The following is a 22,389-nucleotide window of genomic DNA, read 5'->3' on the forward strand; positions in this document are numbered from 1 at the left end:
ACGTTAGGTTACGCCGGCCACTGAATGGTGCAGCCGGTTTCGCTGACAGCGGGTGCAGTCTTGTCGCCCGGCACCACTTCATCGACGCGGTACAGATCTTCCGGATCGTCCTTGCCTTTCGACTGCGCCTCGCCGACGAAGGCGGACGTCATCAATTGGTGATCGCCCTTGCGGTAGTAGCACTTGTTCGGCTGCAGCTTGACGTCGTCGGGCAGTTCGAAGTTTTCCAGTCCGGCAGCGAGCTTGACCGCGTCGAGGGTTTTCTCCTGGTTCGCAATCAGCGCAAAGGACATGGCCGAAGCGTAGCCGAACCAGTGCCGCGCGGTCGGCACATTGCCGTTGTTGACCTTGCGGATGTCGGCGACGAATTTGTCGACGCCGGGAACGCCGGGCTGCTTCCAGTACCATTCGAACATCCAGATCCCGATCCGTGCCTCCGGCGGCAGCGCGGCCAGCGATTCCAGTTCCTGCTGCGTTCCCGCGACATGGATCTGCTTGTTGAGGCCGAACTGGACCACCTGCTTGAGGCAGTTGATCATGTCGGAGCCCTGCACCAGCAGGATCATCACGTCGGGATTTGCCGCCCGTGCCTTGATCAGGTAGGCGGAGAAGTCGGTGGTGCCGAGCGGCGTCAGCTCGTTGCCGGTAACGGTGCCGCCGAGCTTTTTCAGATCGTCGGTGCAGGCGTCATACAGCGTATGGCCGAAGGCGTAGTCGGGCGTGATGAAGTGCCACTTCTTGCCGTACTTGCTGTACAGCACGCTCGATACCGAATTCGCTTCCATCCGCGTGGTGTTGCAGACGCGGAACACGTTCCACTTGCAGTCCTTGCCGGTGATCGAATCGGTGTGGCCGCCGGAAACAATGTGCAGGATTTTCTTTTCGGCGGTGACCTGGGCGATCGCGGCCGCGACGCCCGAATTGACGTCGCCGATCATGAAGGTGACCTGATCCCGCTCGATCAGCTTGCGCGCCTTTTGCACGCCGGTGCCGACATCATTGGCGGAATCTTCCACCAGCAGTTCGACCTGGCGGCCGAGAATGCCGCCCTTGGCGTTCATCTGTTCGACGGCGAGCTTGGCCCCCATCACCTCGTTGCCGGCAGGCGCCGCGTAGACGCCGGTGAGAGGATCGACCATGCCGATCCGGATCGGCGTCTCGCCGCGGGCCTGGATGATGAAGGGTGATGCCACCTGGAAGGCGCCCAGCGCCGCGGCGCCCTTGATCAGCGTACGACGATTGAATTTCGGGTTGAAAGCCTGCGAAGTCATGAGTTCTCCCTGGTGGATCGTTGATTTTCTTCTCGGCTATGTCGGTTCGCCCGGCGCGTGGAGGCACCGGGCGCCACTTCGTCGTGGCTCAGGCCGGCCACTGGATCTTGCAGCCGGTGTCTTCGGCCGGTCCGGCGGCTTTTTCGCCGGGTATGGGGTTTTTCACCGTGAACATGTTGTCCGGATCGCCCTGCGGCGGATGCGCCTCGCCGACAAACACGGTGCTCATCAATTCGTGGTCGCCGGCGCGGAACGCAGGTGCGCCCGGCTGCAACGCAACCTCCGGCGGCAGCTTGAACCCGGCAAGCGCATGCGCCAGTTTTGGAGCGTCAAGCGTCTTTTCCTGGTTTGCGATGAGCGCCAGCGTCTGCACCGATGCGTAGCCGAACCAGTTACGGGCGGTCGCTGCGGCACCCGTAATTTTCTTGATCGAGGCGTTGAACTCGGCGACATGCGGCACGCCGGGCTGGTCCCACCACCACTCCATGGTCCACCATCCGACGCGCGCGCCATCGGGCACGGCGCGGATGCTCTCGAGCTCGAACAGGGTGCCGCCGACCGCCATCTGCTTGTCGAGGCCGAACTGGACGAACTGCTTGAGGCTTGAAACCTGGTCGCCGCCGCCCATCACGTTGATCAGCACCTGCGGGCCGTAGGCCTTGGCCTGGATCAGGTAGGCCGAATAATCTGCCGTGCCCAGCGGGACGAGTGCGCCTGAGGACGTGCCGCCGGCGGCTTTCAGGAGCTTTTCGAAGCCGGCCTGGACCGAATGGCCATAGGCGTAATCCGGAGTCAGGAAGTACCACTTCTTGCCGAATTTCTCCATTAGCGTGGAAGCGATGGCGTTGGCATCCATGGAAGTGGAGTTGCAGATCCGGAATACGTTCCACGAGCAATTGGCGCCGGTGATCGGATCGGTGTGGCCGCCCGAGACGATATGGAGCACCTTCTTTTCGCTGGTGACCTGCGCCATCGCGATCGCGATGCCGGAATTGACGTCGCCGATGATGAAGCTCACCTGGTCGCGTTCGATCAGCTTGCGGGTCTTCTGCACGCCGGTGCCGACGTCGTTGGCGGAGTCTTCGACCAGCAGCTCGACCGGCCTGCCGAGAATGCCGCCCTTCTTGTTGATCTCCTCGGCGGCGAATTTCGCTCCCACCACCTCGCTCTGTGCGATCGCGGCATAAACCCCGGTCAGCGGATCGACCATTCCGATCCGCACCGGCGTTTCGCCGCGGGCTTTGATGATGAAGGGGGATGAAAATTGCACCGCAGCAAGCGCGGCGCTGGTCTTCAGAATAGTCCGCCGATCAACCGGCCAGGACCGTCGCGGGGTATCCATATTGTCCTCCCAGACAAGGTGATGTGTCTTCAGACAGGCATTCTTCGATGCCCTTTCGGCCGGGAGCGTAACCTGTCCGGGTTGCCTTTGCCAATGATGAACCCGGGAAAATCCTGCAACCTTCGACCTAGATGTGGTCTGCTCTCAGAACATGCCGTCGGCTTTAGGCCCGCCCAGACACGAACATTCCAACCCGCATGGCCGCTTTTATGCGCCTTCTTGCGTCGCGGCGGGCGCCTTGCCGCGGATCGGCGCGACCGGACGGCGTGCTTCGCCGGGCTCCACGATGAAGCGCTGATCGAGGGAATACCAGGGTGTCGCGAGACCCAACTCGGGCGAGGGCTCGTCATGGCGCACGTAGTTGCCGATCAGCGCGCGCGTGACGCCAAACTGCACATCTGAATCGATGTGCTCGTCGTCGGGCGAGTAAATTTGCGAGATCAGGGTTTTGTAGCCCGGCTTGTAGATCATGAAGTGCAGATGCGCGGGCCGGAAATGGTGGCGACGGGTGGCCCTCACCAGTTCCCCGACCGGCCCATCGACAGGGATCGGATACCCCGCCGGCTTGACACTGCGGAAATCAAAACGCCCGGCTTCGTCAGAAATAAACCGCCCGCGTAAATTCATCTCGGCCTGCTCGGGATCCTGGTTCTCATAGAGACCTTCCGGCGAGGAGTGCCAAACGTCGACTTCGGCCCCGGCCACAGGCCGCCCCTTTCCGTCTTCGATGGAGACGTGAACGACCAGCCCCGGGCCCGGCGTCGGTGAACGCAGCAACGTATCTCCGCTGGCGCTCAGCGGCTGATCTTCGCGCCAAAACGGACCCAGCAGGTTCGCCTGGGTTTCGGTCTGGCCATGGTTGCCGTTGTTGAGCAGGCAGACCAAAGAGGACACACCCAGCGAGCCCGCCATCAACACGACTTCGTTGTGCGAGGCGGTCGTCTTCTGGCCCATCGCCGCGACGATCCTCGCCGCTTGCTGGAATTCGCGTTCGGTCAGGCGAACCTCGCGCACAAAGCCGTGCAAATGTCGCACGAGCGCCAGCAAGATTTCGCGCAGACGCGGATCCTCCGTGCGGGTAACGGCTTCAACGACGGCGTCGGTCACCATGGCCTGATTTTCTATGATCATTTCCAGCCTATCCCGCGAGGCCCCGTGTATCAGGGCCAGACATCGCCAGCGTCAGGTATCAGAATTGCGGCTATTTCGGAAGCGCCGGCGAGACGCGCGATCTCTGCGCAACATCGCTCAGGGTTTCAAGGATCGAATATAAGCCGCGAGCGCGAACGCCTACCAGGGAAGGCCGGGGGGATGTTGAATGTGGGAAGCTATGACAGACGTTCATGGCCATAATAGTTCACGGTACCGTCGCGGGCGCGATTGTCTTCTGCGGAGCACGCGCCCGGGCCGTGACCGAACCGGTGACGAAACTTTCTCGCGAAATGTCTGTAGTCGCGAAAACCGCAAGCATACGCAATTTCGCCGAGAGCCTGACTTGCGCCCAGGGTCGCCCGGCGCTGCAGAAGACGCGCGGCGTGATCTAGACGAAACGAATAGATGAATTCATTGCAAGTCGAACCCCGTTGCGTAAACAATTTCTGGAGATAACGCAGTGAAATCCCCGCTCTCGCTGCGGCCTCGCAAGGACCAAAATCCGGATCGGCGAAACCGTCCTTGATGACGCCACGGACACGCCTGAACAGCTTGTCCGCGTGACGCGACGGCGCCGGATCATCGGGTGCGAACAACGCGCCGACAAGATCGTAGACTGTTAGCCGCATATAAGAATCGGCCGGCGAGGGGGGTGATCCTTCTCCATCCGCGGAATTGAGGATGAGATCAAGGAGCAGGCGACCGGCAGCCGTTCCGCTGTGCCGGTAAAGACCGCCCCGTGGCTCGAATCCGAGATGCGAAACCAGGGACCGGCGCGGCAAAAGAAGAGCCACGGACTTCCACGGCCCACCCGCATTGGTATTGAAGAAAGTCGCGGGCCGGGCCGTATCGACGAGCGCAACATCGCCCACATCGAAGCGCACGGCTTCCTCGTTGTGGGTCATCGCTGACCGGCCGGCGACTTGAAAGATCGTGAAATAGTGGTCCGCGCCATCGAGGCGAACATCGCGGTGTGTCCGTTCGACCCGACGAGCATTGGAACCAACCTCGGCTGCGGTGAGCCCGCAGACGCTAAGGGGGCACACGCAGCCGGTAAAGGCCTTGGGGTCGATACCTTCCGGGTTGAACCGCCCGCCCATCGTGCGGATCAGCTCTTTCCACGTCTCGAAATCCAAATGTGGTGAGCCAGGGATATTGCCGCTCGATTCTCGTGGCATCGCAACTTTCCATTTCTCAAACGACACAATCGTTCGTGACTTCAGATCGGAGCTGTATGCACGAGATGCAAGCTACTTGCCTCGGCTGACGTTTGCGAGCTTCGAAGGCTGATAAGACAAAATTAGGCCTCCAGCGATCACGTCTTATCAATTGATGGTCAGACACGAAGACCCTGTCGACCGCAAACCAGCTGCCTTCTGCAGGTGCTTTGAGTAGCGAGCCCTTCGCCCTCGAAGGGTTTGGAAGCTGTTTTGAATGCGTCCGCCGCGGGATTCCAATAGCAAAACTCTAGTCGTGGGAATCTATTCAATTCATCCCGGAATTCTCATAGCGCGACTAACGCGGCGCGCTTTTGTTTAGGCGGGGGATTTCCGGTCGCGAGTAAACTTTGCCGTTCAGCGATGCAACTCGCCCTTAACCTGGCTGAGGACCGTGTGGGCGCGCCAAGCCAACATGTCGGATGAGTTCTGATCGCTGGAATTTGGTGCGTCGTGCGCCTGTGACGCCCTTTGAGTGGTACCGGCGCGCACTAACACTTGTATCGCCAGCCAGTCGGAATAGGTCGCCGCAGCCGGGTTCACACTTCAACCCAGAGCTAAGATCAAACATGATGAAATATCAAACATGATGAAATAGAGGTCAAACATGCCGAAACAGGACCGTTACTGCCTCGCTACTCTTCGTACCCAGTTGCTCGACCACCCCGTCTACGCGGAGGTCGCTTCTATCGAGGATCTAAGGCGATTTATGGAAGATCATGTCTTCGCCGTCTGGGATTTCATGTCGCTCCTAAAGCGGCTGCAGCAGGATCTGACATGCACGAAAGTGCCGTGGTTCCCCGTGGACAACGCGCGGGCTGCACGCCTTATCAACGACATCGTGATAGGCGAAGAGACGGATGTCGATCCGGACGGCTCCTATGTCAGCCACCTCGATCTCTACCTCCGCGCCATGGTCGACGTCGGCGCCAGTACCCGACAATTCGACAGATTCCGTTCAATGGCGCAGGTCGGTGTTTCCGTCGAAAAGGCTATGGCGCGCGCGGGTGTGTCGTCTCATGTACAGGCCTTTGTCGCGCATACGATGACGCTGGCCCGGTCGGGATCGACGGAAGAGGTCTTGGCGGCATTCTTTCACGGCCGCGAGGACATCATACCGGAGATGTTCAGCAGGCTGCAAAAGACGCTCCCAGGCGCGAGGCACGACAACGACAACGACCCCCTGCGTCATTTCGTCTACTACATCGATCGGCACATCGAACTCGATGGGGATAGTCACGGTCCAATGGGGCGGGAGCTGCTCGAAGGCCTGGTTGCCGACTCACCGCAGAGGGATGAACGGGCTTTGCGGGCCGCGTGCAACAGCATCAAAGCCCGGATCGAGCTTTGGAATGGCACATTAAACACACTTCGCGACATGCGCGCGAAGAAGGCTACGTCCGCTACACAAGCTACGGCACGGCAGATGGGCGAAGCTCCGCTGGTCTCCAGACGAGCGAGCTGAGAACCAAGAAACAGACCCGCCGCTTGCCTAGCGGCGGGTCGTCGGCAGCCTGGCCGGCGGATGCGGCTCTTTGCCAGATCCGCCGAAGCGCTTCTTTACGCGCTCGCGCAACTGCTGGAACGTGACGTAGAGCATCGGTACCATGAAGATCCCGATCGAACTTGCGGCGAGCATGCCGCCGAACACGGCGGTACCAACGGCCCTGCGGCTGATCTGAGCGGCGCCTGTGGCGATCACCAGCGGCAGCAACCCGAGAATGAAAGCGATCGAGGTCATCATCACGGCGCGGAATCGCATCTGCGCACCTGATATCGCCGCGTCGTCGATCGCAACGCCGCTCTCTCGTTGCTCCTTGGCAAACTCGACAATCAGGATACCGTTCTTGGCGGCCAGCGCGATCAGCACCACGAGCCCAATCTGACCGTAGAGATCGAGGTTCAGCCCGGCGAGCTTGATGCCGAGATAAGACCCCAACACGCCGACGACGACCGACAGCAGCACGGGAATCGGGATCGTCCAGCTTTCGTAAAGCCCGACCAGGAACAAATAGGCGAACAGCACCGCAAGCCCGAGGATGATACCGGTCTGGCCGGACGCCTGCTGTTCCTGATATGCGGTGCCGGTCCATTCAAAGCTATAGCCTGCCGGCAGCGTGGTATTGGAGATCTCCGTCATGGCGGCGAGCGCCGTCCCGGAAGAGATGCCAGCCGCCGGGCTTCCGTTGACGGTGACCGAGCGGTAATTGTTGTAGCGCGTGATGACCTGAGGTCCCGTCACGATCTTGACGCTGGCGATGGATCGCATCGGCACCATCTGGCCGGTGCCGTTGCGCACATATATTTGCCAGATGTCCGAAAGGTCGCCGCGATTGGATGCCTCGCCCTGAACGTTGACCTGCCAGGTGCGGCCGTAGAGATTGAAGTTGTTGACGTAGATGCCGCCAAGCGTCGCCTGCAACGCGGTGAAGACGTCGCTGATGTTGAGGCCGAGCGCCTGCGCCTTGGCGCGGTCGATGTCGAGATAGATCGACGGATTGGTCGCCGTGAAGGTCGAGAACACGCGCGTGAGCCGCGGGTCGCTGTTGGCGGCGGCGATCAGCCCGGCGGTGACGTTGCCCATCGCGGCCGGGTCCTGTCCCTCCAGCGCTTCGAGCTGGTACTCGAAGCCGCCGCTGGTCGAAAGCCCGATGATCGGCGGCAGATTGAACGGCAGCACGTTGGCCTGCCGGATCTGCGCTCCGCCGCCGAACGTTTGCCGGATCAGGGCCTGCACCGAATCCGCCGCTGCCTTGCGATCCGCGAACGGCTTCAGCCGCGCCACCATGAAGGCGTTGTTCGGTTCGGATACTCCGTCCAACAGGGAAAAGCCGATGATCGAGAGCGTGTGCTGAACCGCCGGCATCTGCTTCAGCAGGCTTTCAACCTGTTTGGTCACCTCACTGGTGCGCGACACCGATGCGCCATCAGGCAATTGTACCGAGATGAAGAATGCGCCCTGGTCTTCTTCCGGAAGGAACCCTGTCGGCGTTAACCGCGAAACCCCGAATATGCCGCCTGCGAACACCAGCACAAGGACAAGCGACAGCGCGGCCATTCGCACCAGCCGCCGCACGCCGCCGGCGTAGCGGTCGCGCATCCAGTCGATACCGCCGAGTACGCGCCCCATGATGCCGCGCCGCGGCCCGGTGTGACGCAGGAACACCGCGCACAGCGCCGGCGACAAGGTCAGCGCATTGAGGGCCGAGATCAGCATCGCCGCGCTGATCGTCACCGCGAACTGGCGGAACAGCGTGCCGGAAATCCCGGGAATGAAGGCAATCGGCACGAACACCGACAGCAGCACCAGCGTGATCGCGATGATCGGCGCGGTGATCTGGGTCATGGCCTTCTTGGTAGCTTCGGCCGGCGAAAGATCCGGTTCCTCCTCCATCACGCGCTCGACGTTTTCGACCACGACAATGGCGTCGTCGACCACGATGCCGATCGCGAGCACCATCGCCAGCAGCGATACCGTGTTGGCCGAATAGCCAAGCACCAGCAGCACGGCGAAGGCGCCGATCAAGCTCACCGGCACCGCAACCGCCGGGATGATCGTGGCGCGCAAACTGCCGAGGAACAGAAACACCACGATCACCACCAGGACGAAGGCTTCGCCGATCGTCTTGAGCACCTCGGCGATGGTGTCGCTCACAAAGGTGGTGGAATCGTATTGCACCAGATAGGACAGGCCCGCCGGAAATCGTCCCGACAACCTTTGCAGCGTCGCCTGCACCGCCTTCGCCGTCGTCACCGCATTGGCGCCGGGCGCAAGATAAATGCCGATCGGCACCCCGGCACGGCCGTCGATCCGCGACTCGCTGTCGAGATTTTGCGCGCCGATCTCGACGCGGGCGACGTCGCTGATCCGCAGCACCGAGCCGTCCGGGTTCGCCCGCAGCACGATGTTGCCGAACTGCGCCGGAGTGGTCAGCCTGCCCTGGGTCTGTACGTTGAACTGGAACTGCTGGTCGTCGCTGATCGGCCGGGCGCCGATCCGGCCGACCGGCGCCTGCACGCTCTGGGCCCGGATTGCGGCAATGACGTCGGATGGCGCGAGGTTGAGGCTGGTCAGCCGCTGCGAATCGAACCAGATCCGCATCGAGTAGTTGAGTTTCGCGAACAAGCTGGCCTGGCCGACGCCCGGGGTACGGGAAATCGCATCGAGCACGTTGATGATGGCGTAGTTGGTGATGAACAACGGATCCTGCTCGCCATTGGCGCTGTAGAGCACGATGAATTGCAGGATCGCCGACGATTTCTTCTGCACCACCAAGCCCTGCAGTTGCACCTCGGGCGGCAGTTGCGACAGCGCGGTCTGAACGCGGTTGTTGACGTTCACGGTGTTGATGTCGGGATTGGTGCCGAGCGCGAACGAAACCGTTAGCGTGTAGCTGCCGTCATTGCCGCTGGTCGATTTCATGTACAGCGCGCGGTCGACCCCGACCACCTGCGCCTCGAGCGGCTGGGCGACGCTGGACTCGACCACCTCCGCCGAGGCGCCGGGGAACACGCCGGTGACCGTGACCTGTGGCGGCACGATGTCGGGAAATTGCGCCACCGGAATCGCCAGTAGCGCGAGCGCGCCGGCGATGGTGATGACGAACGCGATCACGATCGCGAGACGGGGACGGTCGACGAAAACCGCGGAAATCATCGGCTCTTGCCCGCCGGTTTCGCCGCGCCGGCGCCGCCGCTATCAATTGGCGTGCCGTCACTGGCGGAGGCCTTCATGCTGGACTGGATCAGCGCGCTCGCCGGCCCAGGCGAGACCGGCTGGCCAGGACGCACCCGCTGCAGGCCCTCGACGATCACCTTGTCGCCCAGCGCGAGCCCGTTGATGACCGCAGCTATTGTCGGGGTCGACTGCCCGAGCTGGATCCGACGCTGCTCGGCCTTGTTATCCGCGCCGACCGTGAAGACATAATCGCCCTGCTGGTCGGACAGCACCGCGGAGCGCGGAATCGCCAGCACCTCGACCGGCTGCACGCCCTCCAGCATCACGGTGACAAATTCGCCGTCGGTAAGTTCGCGCACCGGACCGCCTGTGGTCGAGGGATCATGCAGCGGTGGATTGGGGATTGCGCCGCGCACCGAGATCGTATCGGTGCTCTGCGCGACGGTGTTGTCGACGAAGTTTAATTGGCCGGTCTGGTCATAAAGGCGACCGTCTGTCAGGCGAATCTTGATCACCACCGCGTTGAAGCCGCCCCGCGTTGCGTAGCGGTCGCGCAACTCCAGTCCCGCGCGCACCGAGACCGGGAAGAGGACGTACATCGGATCCTGGCTGACGATGGTGGTCAGCACACCCGATCCCGGGTTGACCACGTTGCCTTCGGTCACCGCGGTGCGGCCGATCTTGCCGTCGATGGGCGAGCGGATATCGGTATAGTCGAGGTTGATTTGGGAGGATTGCACCTGGGCCTGAGCGGACTGCACCTGGGCCTCAAGGCTGCGCTGGTTGGCGAGCGCCGCGTCGTAGGTCGATTGCTGGCCGGCCGGGCCGCCAAGCAAAGTCCGCGCCCGGTCGGTGGTCAGCTTGGCGTTTTCCAGTGTCGCCTGTAACTGCGCCACAACCGCCTGCTTCGAGGCAAGATCGGCCTCGAACGGACCCTGCTCGAGACGATAGAGATGTTCTCCCGCCTTGATTTCGCTGCCTTCCTCGAACAGCCGCTTTTCCAGAAACGCGGTGACGCGCGCGACCACGTTGACCCGGTTGACCGCCTCGATCCTTCCGAGAAATTCGCTGGATTCGGTAATCGGCCGCTTGGCCGCTTCAACGATTCCTACCGCCGGGGGCCCGCTAGGGGCGGGCTGCGCCCGCGTTGCTGAGGGAGTTCCAACCGCGATGGCACCCGCAGTCAGCAGACTGATAGGCAATCTTGCAAGGTGCATTTCGCGCGCCCTCACCATGACCGGAAGCCAATGTTAGCATACTTCGATCGAGGGGGATCGCCGGGATTGAACAATCATTCCCGGGCGCTGCACAATTCTAACGGTGACGTGGCACACGAAATGCCGCCGAACAATCCGGTATCCCCGTTACGTCAATGCCCGGCGGCGCTTTTGGCGGCGGCGTTGTTGAGAACGACCAGTCCATCGGCGGCCACGCCGGTCCTGGTGTTGATCAGGAACGGATTGACGTCGATCGAAGCGATGCGGCTGCCGGCATCGGCCATCAAATTGGACAGGCCGACCAGCGCCTTTACCGCCGAGGCTTCGTGCAGGGCGGGCTTGCCGCGATAGCCCCTCAGCTTCACGCCGGCCTTGGTCCGGCCGATCAGCTCTTTGGCCTCGGCCGCGTCGAGCGGGGCCCCCGCCAACGCGACGTCCTTCATCAGCTCGATATCGACGCCGCCGCTGCCGAACAGCACCACCGGTCCCATCTCGGCGTCGAGCGAGGCGCCGACCACCAGTTCGAGCTCGGCCTTGACCTGCTGCGCGATCAGGATGCCCTCGAGAACAGGCTTGTGCTTCAGCTTCTTCACCCGCGCGGTGATGTCGTTGAAGGCTTTCCTGACCTCGGCGGTGCTGTTGATGTTCAGCACCACGCCGCCGATGTCGGATTTGTGCAGGATGTCCGCACTGACCACCTTGGCGACCACCGGAAAGCCGATTTTCCTGGCGATCTTCACGGCGTCGGCGGCGGTCTGCGCGATCTCTTCCTTTGAGACCGGAATGCCGTAGGCCCTAAGCAGCTTCTTGGACGCGACCTCATCGAGTGCTGCGCCCTTGGCGTTCTTCAGCGTCCTCTCCAGCGTCGCGCGCGCCGAGGCGCTGGAGCTCGATTGGATATCGGGCACCACCTTGCGCAGCGAGCTGTAATCGATCAGCGCCTTGATCGCGCCCACCGCCCGGTCGAGGCCCTGCATGACCGCGATATGCGGCAGCGACCGGCGCAAGCCCTTGGTGAATTCGGTGAAGCCGATCGACATCGTCGAGATATAGACCACCGGCTTGCTGGCTTTTTCCGCCATCTCGTTGACGATGCGCAGATTGCGTTCGCGCAATTCATGCGGCGCCTTCGGCAATTCGGCGTCGATGATGACGATGTCGGTGTCGGGGTCGTCGATCATGGTCCGGATCGACTGCATGTAGACGGAAGGATCGACCACGGCCGCGAACCCGGCGTCGAGCGGATTGCCGACGATGCTGCCCGGCCCGAGCATTTTTGCCAGTTTGTCGCTCGCATTCGTGCTCAACGGCGCGAAGTTCAATCCCGCCGAATGGAAAGCATCGATCAGCAGGCCGCGCTTGCCGCCAGACAGCGTCACCGCGGCGAGGCGGGCGCCCTTCGGCGGATCGGCATGGACAAAGCACTCGGTGGTTTCGATCAGTTCGTCGAGCCCGCGCACGCGGATCACGCCTTCGCGTGTCGAGATCGCGTCGAAGGTCTCGATCGAGCCGGCCAGCGCGCCGGTATGCGCCATGGCGGCGGCGCGCCCGCCCTCGGATGCCCCGAGTTTCAATGCGATCACCGGCTTGCCGGCCGCGCGCGCGGCCTTGCAGGCTTCGCGGAACACCTTGGTGTTGCGCACGCCTTCGAGATAAACCACGATCACGCGTACGCTCGGATCGGCGGCGAAATAGGCCATCAGATCGGGGGTCTCGAGGCCGGCTTCATTGCCTGTGGTGACCATGTAGCCGACGCCGACGCCGCGATCCTCCAGCGCCTGGCGGATTGCCATCACGATCGCGCCGGATTGGCCGGCGATCGCGACGGGACCTGCTTCCATCGTGACGATGCGGTCGTCGATGTTGGTAAACAGCTTTTCGCCGGCGCTGAGATTGCCGAGGCAATTCGGACCGGTGACCGCAAGCCCGGTCTCCCGGATCGCCTGCTGCAGCTCGGCCGCAAGCTTCTGGCTTTCATCGTCCTGCAATTCGCTGAAGCCCGAGGTCACGATGGTCGCCGAGCGCGCGCCGGCCGCGGCGGCCTCGCGGATAACCTGGACCGCGAAGCGCGCCGGCACCAGCACCAGCACGTGATCGGGCTTATCGGGCAGGCTGGCAAAATCCTTGTAGCAGGGGACGCCCCAGATGGTTTCGCGCCTGGCGTTGACGGGATAAAGACCGCCTTCGAACTGATATTTGATCAGGTTGTTCCAGATCCGCTCGGCGTAGTTGCCGGGCTTGTCGGTTGCGCCGACCAGCACGATGTTGCGCGGATGCAGCATCGCATGAATGCTTTTGACGATGTCGCTGGCGTCCCGCGAAGGCGCCCATTGGCGGGCTGGAACTGACGCGGTGCTGCTGACCTGTGCTTCCATAGGCGTAATCCTCAACCCTTCGCTTCTTGTCCGAAAATGACGATCGACCGATCGCCACTTTTCATGGCTTTTCATTTCTTATTATGGGGAGTTGAGAGAGGTGGCAACTCGCGCGGCCGGGCATTGTCCGCCGCACGGCATTTATCGGCTTACCAGGCCGGCCGGGGCCGCGCCGGAGACGCGATACCGGCGAGCAACACGGCAAGAATCCCGGTCAGAAAAATGCCGTCGAAGGTGCCGGCGCCGCCGATCGAGGCGATAGGCGCGCCAAGGCCGTTGATCTTGTCAAGATTGGAAAGATCGGCGCCAATCAGGGTTCCCATCGAGCCACCGATATAGGCAAGGGGTGCGGCGTATTCGCGGGAGAGGATAAAGGCCAGGATCGCCGTGCTCACGACCGGCGCAAATACCGGCACCGCGATACCCAGGCTCGGCACCGGCGTCGCCATCGAATGGATGATAAAAGCGATCGCCGTCGTCGCAATCGCCGCCTTCACCCAGAGTTGATACCGGACCACGAGATAGGCCGACATCACGGTGGGAATCAAGGCGCCGCCGACATTCACGGCCAGCACCGTACCCGGCCACGACACCACGACAGGCACGACATAGCTCATGCCGAAGAAATCGACGATCTGCCCGGACTCGACCGGCGGCGGTCCGGGCAGCACCGTGATCGGGATATTGAAATAGCTGCCGATCAGCGAGCCGAACAACAGCAGCAGCGCGACCCGCGGACTGACGCCGAGCCGCATATAGGCGTATCTGAGGATGCCCAGCTGGATCAGGATGACCAGCCCCACAACCAATATGACCAGGATCGAAAACAATCCCGGCGTTATCGGCAGATAATGAACTTGGGAACCCATGGCGCTTCAGTGTCGGTTGGTTCGCATTTCCAGTGAACTGGGAACCGTCTGGCGGAATCGCAAGCTTTTTCTGCTTCAACTCGCTGAAATGCGCGCCGGCATCAAAGCCCGTCATGCCCGGCCTTGTGCCGGGCATCCACGTCTTGACGGCATTTGCAGCAAGAAAAGACGTGGATGGCCGGGACGAGCCCGGCCATGACGATGATCGGAGCCGCGTCCTAGTCCTAACCGCCCGTCTCAGCGCTGATGATGTCGCCGAACAGCACCCACTGGCCGTTCCTGAACTGCATCATCTTGAGCTGTTCGATCGGGGCGAAGTCGGTGGCAGACGTGTTGATCTTGACGCCGGGGATCAGGGTATCCGGCGCAAAATCCTTCAGGCCGGCGGCCTGCTTCATGACGTTTTCCCGGGTCAGGTTGTCGCCGGCCTGCTTGAGCACCTGCACCATGGTCTGCGCCGCGGCGTAGCCGTACACCAGATTGGCATCGGAGATGTTGGCGCCCGGCATGTACTTGCCGACGAAGGCCATGAATTTCTTCATGCCGTCGTCATCCTTCCACTGCGGATCGGAGGCGTCCTTAAGGTAACCGGCCGACAGCACGCCTTCGGAAGCCTCCAGCCCCGCGGGCTTCATGACCGCGCCGATCGAGATCGAGACGTCGGTCATGAGATGCATCGGCTTCCACTCCAGCTCGGCCATCTTCTTGATCGCCTGGGCGGCGAATTTCGGCGTCGAGATATTGACCAGCACGTCGGCGCCGGTGCCCTTCAGCTTGACGATGTGGGAGTCGATCGAGGGCTCGGTGGTCTCGTAGCTTTCCTCGGCAACGATGATGCTGGAGGCCTTGTCGCCGAACACGTCCTTCAGCCCGGCGACGTAATCCTTGCCGAAATCGTCGTTCTGGTAGAACACCGCGACCTTGGCGTCCGGCTTGTTCTTCAGGATGTACTTGGCGAAAATCCGCGCCTCGACGCGGTAGCTCGGCTGGAAGCCCATGGTCCAGGGAAACTCCTTCGGGTCGTTCCACTTGCTGGCGCCGGTGGCGACGAACAACTGCGGGACCTTCTTGGTGTTCTGATATTTCTGCACCGCGCTCTGGGTCGGCGTGCCCAGCGCGTTGAAGATCAGAAACACTTCGTCGCTCTCGATCAGCTTGCGCACCTGCTCCACCGTCTTCGGCGGGCTGTAGCCATCGTCGTAAGAGATGAAATTGATCTTGCGGCCGTTGACGCCGCCCTGGTCGTTGATCATCTTGAAATAGGCATCTTCGGTCTTGCCGATGGCGCCGTAGGCCGAAGCCGGACCGCTATAGGCCTCGACATTGCCGATCCTGATTTCGGTGTCGGTGGCGCCGGTGTCGTATTTCTTTTGTGCCAGCGCGCCCTGGGTAGCCAGCACCGAAAGCGCGGTCGCGGCTGCGACCGAGATCAAATTCGACGCAAGCAAGGACAGTCGTTTGTTCTTCACGGGGCGTTTTCCTTCGTTGGTTTTTGGTTTTCCCGGCCGCGTTGGGCGGCAAGGTGTCCGCACAGCATGCCCAACGCCGGTCCGGTTGACCAGCCGACTTTTAGCGCATTTTGCCCCGGGGCCGATCGGGCGTGAGGGCTGAGGCCGGGCTGCCTCGCCGCTTTGGCCCCGGTCCGTCGCATGCTCCGGTGCAGGACTGCATTGTCGAGAGGTGTCGCGACCACGGTTGGCGAAAGCCCGTACGTCAGCAATGCCTCTCAACAGTTCCGTCAGGTGATGCTTTCGGTACCGCGGATGCAACAGCAACTGCCAATTGGGCTGAGGGTTTCCGTGCAATTTTCGGCATGTCCGGCAACGCAGAAGCAGACAGCAAAGTGGAAGGTCCGGGCATTAGCCAGGCATGTTCGCGTTTTACTATCCCGACCTGAGTGACGGATTAGTCGGGAGCCGGACTCGTTGCATGCGGTCTACAGCCGCTTCTTGGTCACACGCCCTCCAAAAAACTAAATGCGGTCTCAGCCTTCCGGCGCCGCCGCCCTTCAGGCTGCCCGGCACGCGACCAACAATCTCATAAAAAAATATCACCCAGAAATTCACAACATCCAGGAGGACAACCGCATGACGTATCCTGTTTTGCGACAATCGCTGCTGGCGTTTGGCTCCGGTTTCGGCGCCTCCAGACTGCTTGGTGGGGCTAGAGCCAATCTTTCAGCAGGAAAGACAGGAATTGCCAGACACCGCGCGATGGGTGGTGCGCTGGTTGCGAGCTGCCTGCTGACATGGGACTCTGTCGCAGCGCAGTCGCCATCCGATAGCGAGAAGATTGAGCGTCTGGAACGGCAGACTGAACTCATGCGCGAGCAGATGAACCGCCAAAACGACTTGATCACGGCGCTGCAGAAGGAAGTCGCGCGAACCAAAAAGAAACCCGAGAAGAAGGAGACCGAGATGGCGAAGAGGTCTGAGCCATCGGTCAGCAGCGTCAATAGCAATCCGTCTGAGCCATCGGTCGCTCCCAAGCCGGAGGAGCCGCCCCCGTACGTTCCAACGCGGGCGGAAGTCATCCGCGGCACGCAGCCAGCGATAAGCACGCCGGTGGCGAAATTCCCCGGGGTTCAGTTCAGTGTGTGGGGCTGGCTCGAAGCGGCAACGGTGTTCCGCAACCACAATTCGGTCAACGATATGTTGACCGTCTTCGCCGCCATCCCCTATCCCAACTCGCCGCTCTACAAAGAGCATGAATTTCACGGCAGCGCGCGGCAGAGCCAACTCTCTTTCCTGGCCGAGGGCAACATGGATGCCGCGCAGAAACTATCGGCCTATATCGAGACGGACTTTCTGGGCGTCGGGCAAGAATCGAACTACTTGATTACCAACGACTGGGCTCCGCGCCTGCGACACGGCTATTTGACCTACGACAATGACAACTGGGGTTTCCACCTGCTCGCCGGGCAGCAATGGAGCATGGCGATACCCCAGGAGTTCGGGATCGTGCCCCGAAAGGAGCTTATTCCGCTGACGATCAACGCGAATTATCTCCCCGGCTATCAGTTTACCGACAACTGGCAGATCCGGCTCGTGAAGGATTTCGACAAACAGGTTTGGTTGGGCCTTTCACTCGAAAACCCTGCGACAAACCTCGCGCCCGGCATTCCCGACACCGTCAACGGCTTGGCCATCAACGTCACCAATACCGGCACCGGAGGTTTCCTCAACAAAGTCCCCGTCACCCCGAACCAGGCGCCTGACCTTATCGAAAAGGTCGCATGGGATCCGAGCTGGGGTCACCTCGAGTGGCTCGCGATGCAACGGTTCTTTACCGACAACACCTTGTGCGTGACCGCGGCGCCGACCGGCTGCGCGCTCGGAACGGCCAGCCAGAAGACATCCTTCGGCGCCAGTGCGGGTGGAAACTTCTTTGTGCGGGTTATTCCGCACTATCTCGAGGTGATGGGGGGCGTGATGTATGGCACCGGACTTGGTCGCTACGGGGCGGGGGCTTTGCCTGACGTGACCATCGGCCCCGACGGCTCGCTCGTCCCGCTGACCGCGCTCCATGCCTGGGCGGGGATACAATATTATCCGTGGGAGGGCTTGATACTTTATGGCTATGCCGGCCTCGAGCAGAATCGGGCGAGCTACTTCAGCACGTTCGGTTATGGCAATCCCGTTTTTGACAACAGCGGCTGCATGACTCCGACGGCTGACAGCTTCGCCACCGGCACGTCGGCGACATGCGTCGCCGACAACAAGCGCCTCGCGGATGCCAAGATCGGCTTCTGGCAGGATCTCTACAAGGGCCGTATGGGCCGTTTCGTGGTCGGCGCCGAGTTGGAATATCTCAAACGTACGTCCTTCCCCGGCATCGGCGGCGTGGTATCGACCGACAACTTAATCGCCTTTACCTCGCTCAGGTACTACTACTAGCCGGGTTATGCGGCTTGCGGGCGATCGGTTTGGCCGGAAGCCGCCTAACGCCCATGCGGCGCTTGAGGCGGTTTCCGGCATCGCGGCGCGACCTGCCGGAAACAGTAATGCAGGAGGACGTTCGAATGGGATCATCCAGGCAGGATGAACGCATTCGCTCCTGGCCACTGCGGCACGATCGCCGGGTCGACGTTCAGATGCTCGGCCACCATTTCCGCTGGAGAATGTTTAAGCCAGTCTGACAAATTCATCTCCTGAAAATTCGGAGTCCGGAACACGGCGATAAATTGCATGTCAGTGTCGCCGACGTTTTGCACATAATGCCCGTAGTTGCGAGGGACGTAGCCGATATCGCCGGGATTGAAATCCATCGTGACCACCTGCGGGCCGGTGTTGAACACGCCCATGCGCGCCTTGCCTTTGATGTAGTATTGCCACTCGTCGGCATTGGGATGCCAATGCATCGCCCGCATCGCGCCGGGTCGAACCGTCTGGATCACTGTGGCAATGGTGGTGGAGACTTTGAAAGTGCTGCTGTCTGCAAGCTGCAGTGTGCCGCTCTTCGTCACATTCAGGTTGGGCGACGCTGCGAGCGAGAAGGTGAACGGTTGGGGCGGAGTCTCCGCGTCACCAGTCATTGCGCTCCGAACAGCAGCCAGATCTCCCGGCACTTTGCCTTGAAAGATCCAGCGGTCGTTCAGTGGTATCTTTGCAAACGTCTCGGCCGGAACGCCAAAGTTTGCGGCAAGGACAGAAGGCGGCGTGTGGGCGAACCAATCGGTCACCAGGAGGGTGTTGAACTCGCTCTGCGCGCCATTGTCGAAGCAGATGACGAATTCGCAACCATCTGGCGCGAGGCCCTGCAGGGAATGCGGATACCCGGCTGGAAAATACCAGATATCGCCCTCCTTGACGTCCGCAACATAGGGGCGGCCTGTCGGATCGATTACGGTCACCCGGCAGTGGCCGTAAGTCATGTACGCCCACTCGGCAGCCTGATGCCAATGCAACTCGCGGATGCCACCGGACGACAGTCGCATATTGACGCCGGAGATCTCTGTGGAAATTGCGAAGTCCGCCTGGGTCACTTCCCGCGCCCAGCCGCCGTCCTGGATGCGGCGTGGTGCGTTGTTGAACGAGGCCCAAGTCAGGGGCATGCTGCCGACGTCGGTTGCCGGCGGAGAAAATGCCGACGGAAACTGATCCCTGATCGCCGGGTTTTGCGGCCCTGGATCCGTGACGCTCCCCGGATTTTTGGCGTTGATCGAGCCTTGCGGAGGCTCATCAGGATTGCCGAAGGAGCCGGCGTTCGCTGCGGACACTGTCATTGCCGCACCCATGGCTGAGGCGGCCAACATCTCTCGTCTCGAAAACATGGTTGTACTCCTGAGGATTGGGAGTTCGTGTCGTCGAAGCTTGTCCTGTGTTGGCGGCCTTCTACCGCGAACGCGGGCGAAAAAATTGGCGGTGGCGATGGACGTAGTCTCGCCTTCGATATCTTTCTTTTAAATTTGAATTTATTTTTCTGACAGGTGCGTCGGCTGTGAGTCTGCTCCCTGCCCCCCTTAACTTCGTGCACATCGCCCGGGGGTTCCGAAACCTAAAGTACAATTTAGTGGCGCCGGCGGATTGCGAACCTACCTCAAGCTCATGACTTCGCCGTTCCCGTGAATCATAGTGGCGGTCCCAATGTCTAACGCCTCCGTAAAAATCGCTATCGCATTGTTGATGGTCTTGACCCCATCTGCCGCTTCATTTGCGCGAGGGGGCGGACACGGAGGCGGACACGCAGGTTTTGCGTCAATGGGAGCATTTGCGCGGCCCGCCGGTTCGGGGGGGACGGGAAATGTGCCGATCAGTGGTGTTCCGCGCGGTCCTGGGAACGTTGGTGGAATAAACAATTCTACGGTCGATCCCAGCGGCATAGGCAATGCTGGCAGGCTGGCAACGCTGCCGCAGCCGCAGATAGCCGCCCCGACGCTGTCGGGTGGTTCGCGAAGTTTGCCCCCTCCGTCGATGAACGTGGAGCGGCAAGCGCTGGTGGAGGCACCGGGGGGAGATCTCCAGCCGCGCGCCGATCAAGTGCCATCAGAGAAAGACCTGATGAATCCGAAAGATCCAATCAACCTGGAGAACACGGCGCTCGACCGCAAGCTCGACATTTGCCGCGGTTGCTAAATATCCGCTCCGCCAGGATTGTCTAGCGACAGTGAGAGTTCCTTTGTGCGCTCCTGGCTTGCTCAAACAGGCGAACGTTTTCGACGGCGATCACAGCCTGAGCGGCAAAGTGCTGCAACAGGGCGACCTGCGAGACGGAAAACGGTTGAACTTGCTTGCGATAGATTGTCATCGCGCCGCGTAAGATCCGATCCTTGCGGAGCGCAACAGCCAAAGCAGAACGGGCGCCTCCGAGGTCAACAACGGCGCGACGCAGCGGGTTTCCTGCCTGATAAGCATTGTCGTTCTTCTGGTCCGGATCATGTATCAAATCCTCACCCGCCAGCAGACGCCAGTGCCCGTCCCCGGGCCGAACCTCTATTCCGGTTTCAAAATAAGCGGCTAGCGCAGGCGGCACTCCATGTTCCGCCGCAATTTTGAAGCGATCCCCATCGTAAGTTGTCAGGAATCCAAACGCTCCTTCACAAAGCCGCATCGCTCTTCCCAGCACGGCCTCGAAAACCGACGCAAGGTCACCAGGCGGGGCGTTGATGATTTGGAGAACCTCGCCGGTCGCGGCGAGTTGCCGGCGCGCTCCAATCAGTTCGTGCCTCGGATTTCCTTCCAACTTATTGGAACCGACGCGCCTGGGCGCTCGGTTGCCTGTCGTCGATGTCTTGCGTTTGGCGGGTGGTCGAGGCACCGATTTGCTGCCCTTCGCCATTGAGGTAGGCTCCAGCTCGAAAAACAACTTCACACTAAAAGGGAGCGATTACGGATCGACGATCCGATAGCGTTCCCGCCGTCAAACGCCGGCGAACCAGTCATAGCCCTGGTTCTCCCAGTAGCCGCCGGGATACTTGTTGGTGACCTCGATCGCCTCCAGGTTCTTGGCGCTCTTGAAGCCGAGCTTGGTGGGGATGCGAAGCCGCAGCGGTGCGCCCCATTGCGGCACCAGCGGCTTTTCCTCGAAATCGAGCGCCAGAATGGTCTGCGGTTGCAGCGCGCTGGCCATGTCGATGCTGGTCGAATAGCCATCGAAGCATTTGAAATTGACGTAGCGGGCCGAAAGGTCGGCGCCGACGCGACGCAGAAACGTGCCCAGCGGCACGCCGCTCCACTGGCCGATCTGGCTCCAGCCCTCGACGCAGATATGCCGGGTGATCTGCCCCTGCTGCGGCAATGCCATTAGCTTTTGCAACGTCCAGGGCCGCCGGTCGGCGACAAGGCCGCCGAGACTGAGTCCCCAGTTATCCGGTACCGGCCGCACCTGCCACTCCGCGTAATAGGCGTTGAAGCGGAACGGGCGGGTGATGGCGCTGGCCGGATAGGTCTCCGCCAGGCGCTGGCGGCTGAACAGAGCCGCCTGGACCCGGTCGTCGAAGCGCAGGATCGACTGCAGCGCAGCGTCGACGCCGGAATGGGTCGAAAGCTCGTAACCGGTCAACATCGTCAGCGCGCCGAGCGAGAGCGCGCCCCGCAGGAAGCCGCGCCGATGCAGCCTTTCCAACTCCGGTTTGATCTCGGCCATGCTGACGGCCGGTTTGTTACGCTGGTCGCTCATCGGCTTTCCTCGGTCTCTGCGGGCACAGTCACGATCATCGACTTCAGCGTGCGCGGGTGGACCGCCACCAGCGCGATGTGGACGAGAACGAAGGCGACGATGCCGAACATGATGGTGAGGTGGATACCGCGGGCGATCGGATAGCCGCCGAACAACCCAGCCAGCCAGCCAAACTGCACCGGCTTCCAGATGGCGAGCCCGGTCGTCACCTGCAGGATGACGGCGATGATGACCCCGGCATAGAGCAGGCGTTGCACGCCGTTGTAGTGCCCCATGTGGTGCTTCAGGCGAAAGCGCAGCGCGGCGCCGAGGTCCTGCCCCAGCTCGGCGGGACGCGGCGGCTTCAGGTCGCGTCGGAAATGACCGGTGGCGAAGCCGTAGACCAGATAGGCGATGCCGTCGGCGAACAGCAGCCACATCGCGCTGAGGTGCCAGGCCAGCGCGCCGCCCAGCCAGCCGCCGAGGCCGGTCCAGGCCGGGAAGAGGAAGGGCAGGCTGGGCGAGGCGTTGTAGATTTCCCAGCCGCTGAAGATCATGCAGCCCATGGCATAGACGCCGATCCAGTGCATGATGCGGATCGCGACCGGATGCGCCGGGCGGCGGCCTGTTTCACGTTGGTCCATATCGGATGTCCGTTCTCGTGGTGGGAAG

General features: G+C 61.5%; 16 protein-coding genes. 3 read left to right on the forward strand and 13 right to left on the reverse strand.

The window, feature by feature from the left end; genetic code table 11:
• Positions 1–8: 8 nt before the first annotated feature.
• The 4 genes from B5527_RS00455 to B5527_RS00470 all read right to left on the reverse strand — a co-directional run bounded on the left by B5527_RS00455 (position 9) and on the right by B5527_RS00470 (position 4,943).
• On the reverse strand, positions 9–1,271 hold the full coding sequence (locus B5527_RS00455; protein WP_079599543.1) for an ABC transporter substrate-binding protein: 1,263 nt from the start codon (positions 1,269–1,271) through the stop codon (positions 9–11).
• Between the two features lie 88 nt (positions 1,272–1,359).
• Positions 1,360–2,613, reverse strand: coding sequence for an ABC transporter substrate-binding protein (locus tag B5527_RS00460; protein WP_079599544.1), 1,254 nt, complete (start codon positions 2,611–2,613; stop codon positions 1,360–1,362).
• Positions 2,614–2,820: 207 nt separating this feature from the next.
• Positions 2,821–3,744 carry a dioxygenase gene (locus tag B5527_RS00465; protein ID WP_079599545.1) on the reverse strand — a complete coding sequence of 308 codons (924 nt, stop codon included), beginning with the start codon at positions 3,742–3,744 and terminating at the stop codon, positions 2,821–2,823.
• A gap of 197 nt (positions 3,745–3,941) precedes the next feature.
• The gene (locus tag B5527_RS00470; RefSeq protein WP_079599546.1) at positions 3,942–4,943 is read right to left on the reverse strand and encodes a helix-turn-helix domain-containing protein; all 1,002 of its coding nucleotides are present in this window, start codon (positions 4,941–4,943) and stop codon (positions 3,942–3,944) included.
• Positions 4,944–5,589: 646 nt separating this feature from the next.
• On the opposite strand from B5527_RS00470, the gene B5527_RS00475 reads away from it, so the two are divergent.
• The gene (locus B5527_RS00475; RefSeq protein ID WP_079599547.1) at positions 5,590–6,447 is read left to right on the forward strand and encodes a DUF3050 domain-containing protein; all 858 of its coding nucleotides are present in this window, start codon (positions 5,590–5,592) and stop codon (positions 6,445–6,447) included.
• Between the two features lie 27 nt (positions 6,448–6,474).
• On the opposite strand, the gene B5527_RS00480 is transcribed toward B5527_RS00475, so the two are convergent.
• The 5 genes from B5527_RS00480 to B5527_RS00500 form a co-directional block, all read right to left on the reverse strand.
• Positions 6,475–9,639: an efflux RND transporter permease subunit gene (locus B5527_RS00480; protein WP_079599548.1), complete on the reverse strand. Its 3,165-nt coding sequence runs from the start codon at positions 9,637–9,639 to the stop codon at positions 6,475–6,477.
• The gene (locus B5527_RS00485) at positions 9,636–10,877 is read right to left on the reverse strand and encodes an efflux RND transporter periplasmic adaptor subunit (RefSeq protein ID WP_079606949.1); all 1,242 of its coding nucleotides are present in this window, start codon (positions 10,875–10,877) and stop codon (positions 9,636–9,638) included. The genes B5527_RS00480 and B5527_RS00485 overlap by 4 nt, the downstream gene beginning before the upstream one ends.
• A 152-nt stretch (positions 10,878–11,029) precedes the next feature.
• A complete protein-coding gene (locus tag B5527_RS00490) occupies positions 11,030–13,252 on the reverse strand; it encodes an acetate--CoA ligase family protein (protein ID WP_079599549.1) in 2,223 nt (740 codons plus the stop codon).
• Between the two features lie 149 nt (positions 13,253–13,401).
• On the reverse strand, positions 13,402–14,121 hold the full coding sequence (locus B5527_RS00495) for a DUF1614 domain-containing protein (RefSeq protein ID WP_079599550.1): 720 nt from the start codon (positions 14,119–14,121) through the stop codon (positions 13,402–13,404).
• A 224-nt stretch (positions 14,122–14,345) separates the two neighbouring features.
• Positions 14,346–15,590, reverse strand: a complete 1,245-nt coding sequence (locus tag B5527_RS00500) for an ABC transporter substrate-binding protein (protein WP_079599551.1) — start codon at positions 15,588–15,590, stop codon at positions 14,346–14,348.
• A gap of 507 nt (positions 15,591–16,097) precedes the next feature.
• On the opposite strand from B5527_RS00500, the gene B5527_RS00505 reads away from it, so the two are divergent.
• Entirely contained in the window at positions 16,098–18,017 is a 1,920-nt protein-coding gene (locus B5527_RS00505; RefSeq protein WP_154071913.1) for a hypothetical protein, read from the forward strand.
• A 131-nt stretch (positions 18,018–18,148) separates the two neighbouring features.
• Here the strand turns inward: B5527_RS00505 and B5527_RS00510 are convergent, their stop codons facing one another.
• A complete protein-coding gene (locus B5527_RS00510) occupies positions 18,149–19,393 on the reverse strand; it encodes a cupin domain-containing protein (protein WP_079599553.1) in 1,245 nt (414 codons plus the stop codon).
• A gap of 472 nt (positions 19,394–19,865) precedes the next feature.
• Here B5527_RS00510 and B5527_RS00515 point away from each other — a divergent pair, with 472 nt between their 5' ends.
• Positions 19,866–20,195, forward strand: coding sequence for a hypothetical protein (locus tag B5527_RS00515; RefSeq protein WP_154071914.1), 330 nt, complete (start codon positions 19,866–19,868; stop codon positions 20,193–20,195).
• Between the two features lie 22 nt (positions 20,196–20,217).
• Here B5527_RS00515 and B5527_RS00520 read toward each other — a convergent pair whose 3' ends face one another.
• The 3 genes from B5527_RS00520 to B5527_RS00530 all read right to left on the reverse strand — a co-directional run bounded on the left by B5527_RS00520 (position 20,218) and on the right by B5527_RS00530 (position 22,361).
• Positions 20,218–20,898, reverse strand: a complete 681-nt coding sequence (locus B5527_RS00520) for a GAF domain-containing protein (protein WP_154071915.1) — start codon at positions 20,896–20,898, stop codon at positions 20,218–20,220.
• Positions 20,899–20,979: 81 nt separating this feature from the next.
• Positions 20,980–21,738: a molybdopterin-dependent oxidoreductase gene (locus B5527_RS00525; RefSeq protein WP_079599555.1), complete on the reverse strand. Its 759-nt coding sequence runs from the start codon at positions 21,736–21,738 to the stop codon at positions 20,980–20,982.
• The gene (locus B5527_RS00530) at positions 21,735–22,361 is read right to left on the reverse strand and encodes a cytochrome b/b6 domain-containing protein (protein WP_079599556.1); all 627 of its coding nucleotides are present in this window, start codon (positions 22,359–22,361) and stop codon (positions 21,735–21,737) included. The genes B5527_RS00525 and B5527_RS00530 overlap by 4 nt, the downstream gene beginning before the upstream one ends.
• Positions 22,362–22,389: the final 28 nt, after the last annotated feature.

It is taken from the genome of Bradyrhizobium erythrophlei, assembly GCF_900129425.1.
GTDB classification, from domain to species: domain Bacteria; phylum Pseudomonadota; class Alphaproteobacteria; order Rhizobiales; family Xanthobacteraceae; genus Bradyrhizobium; species Bradyrhizobium erythrophlei_C.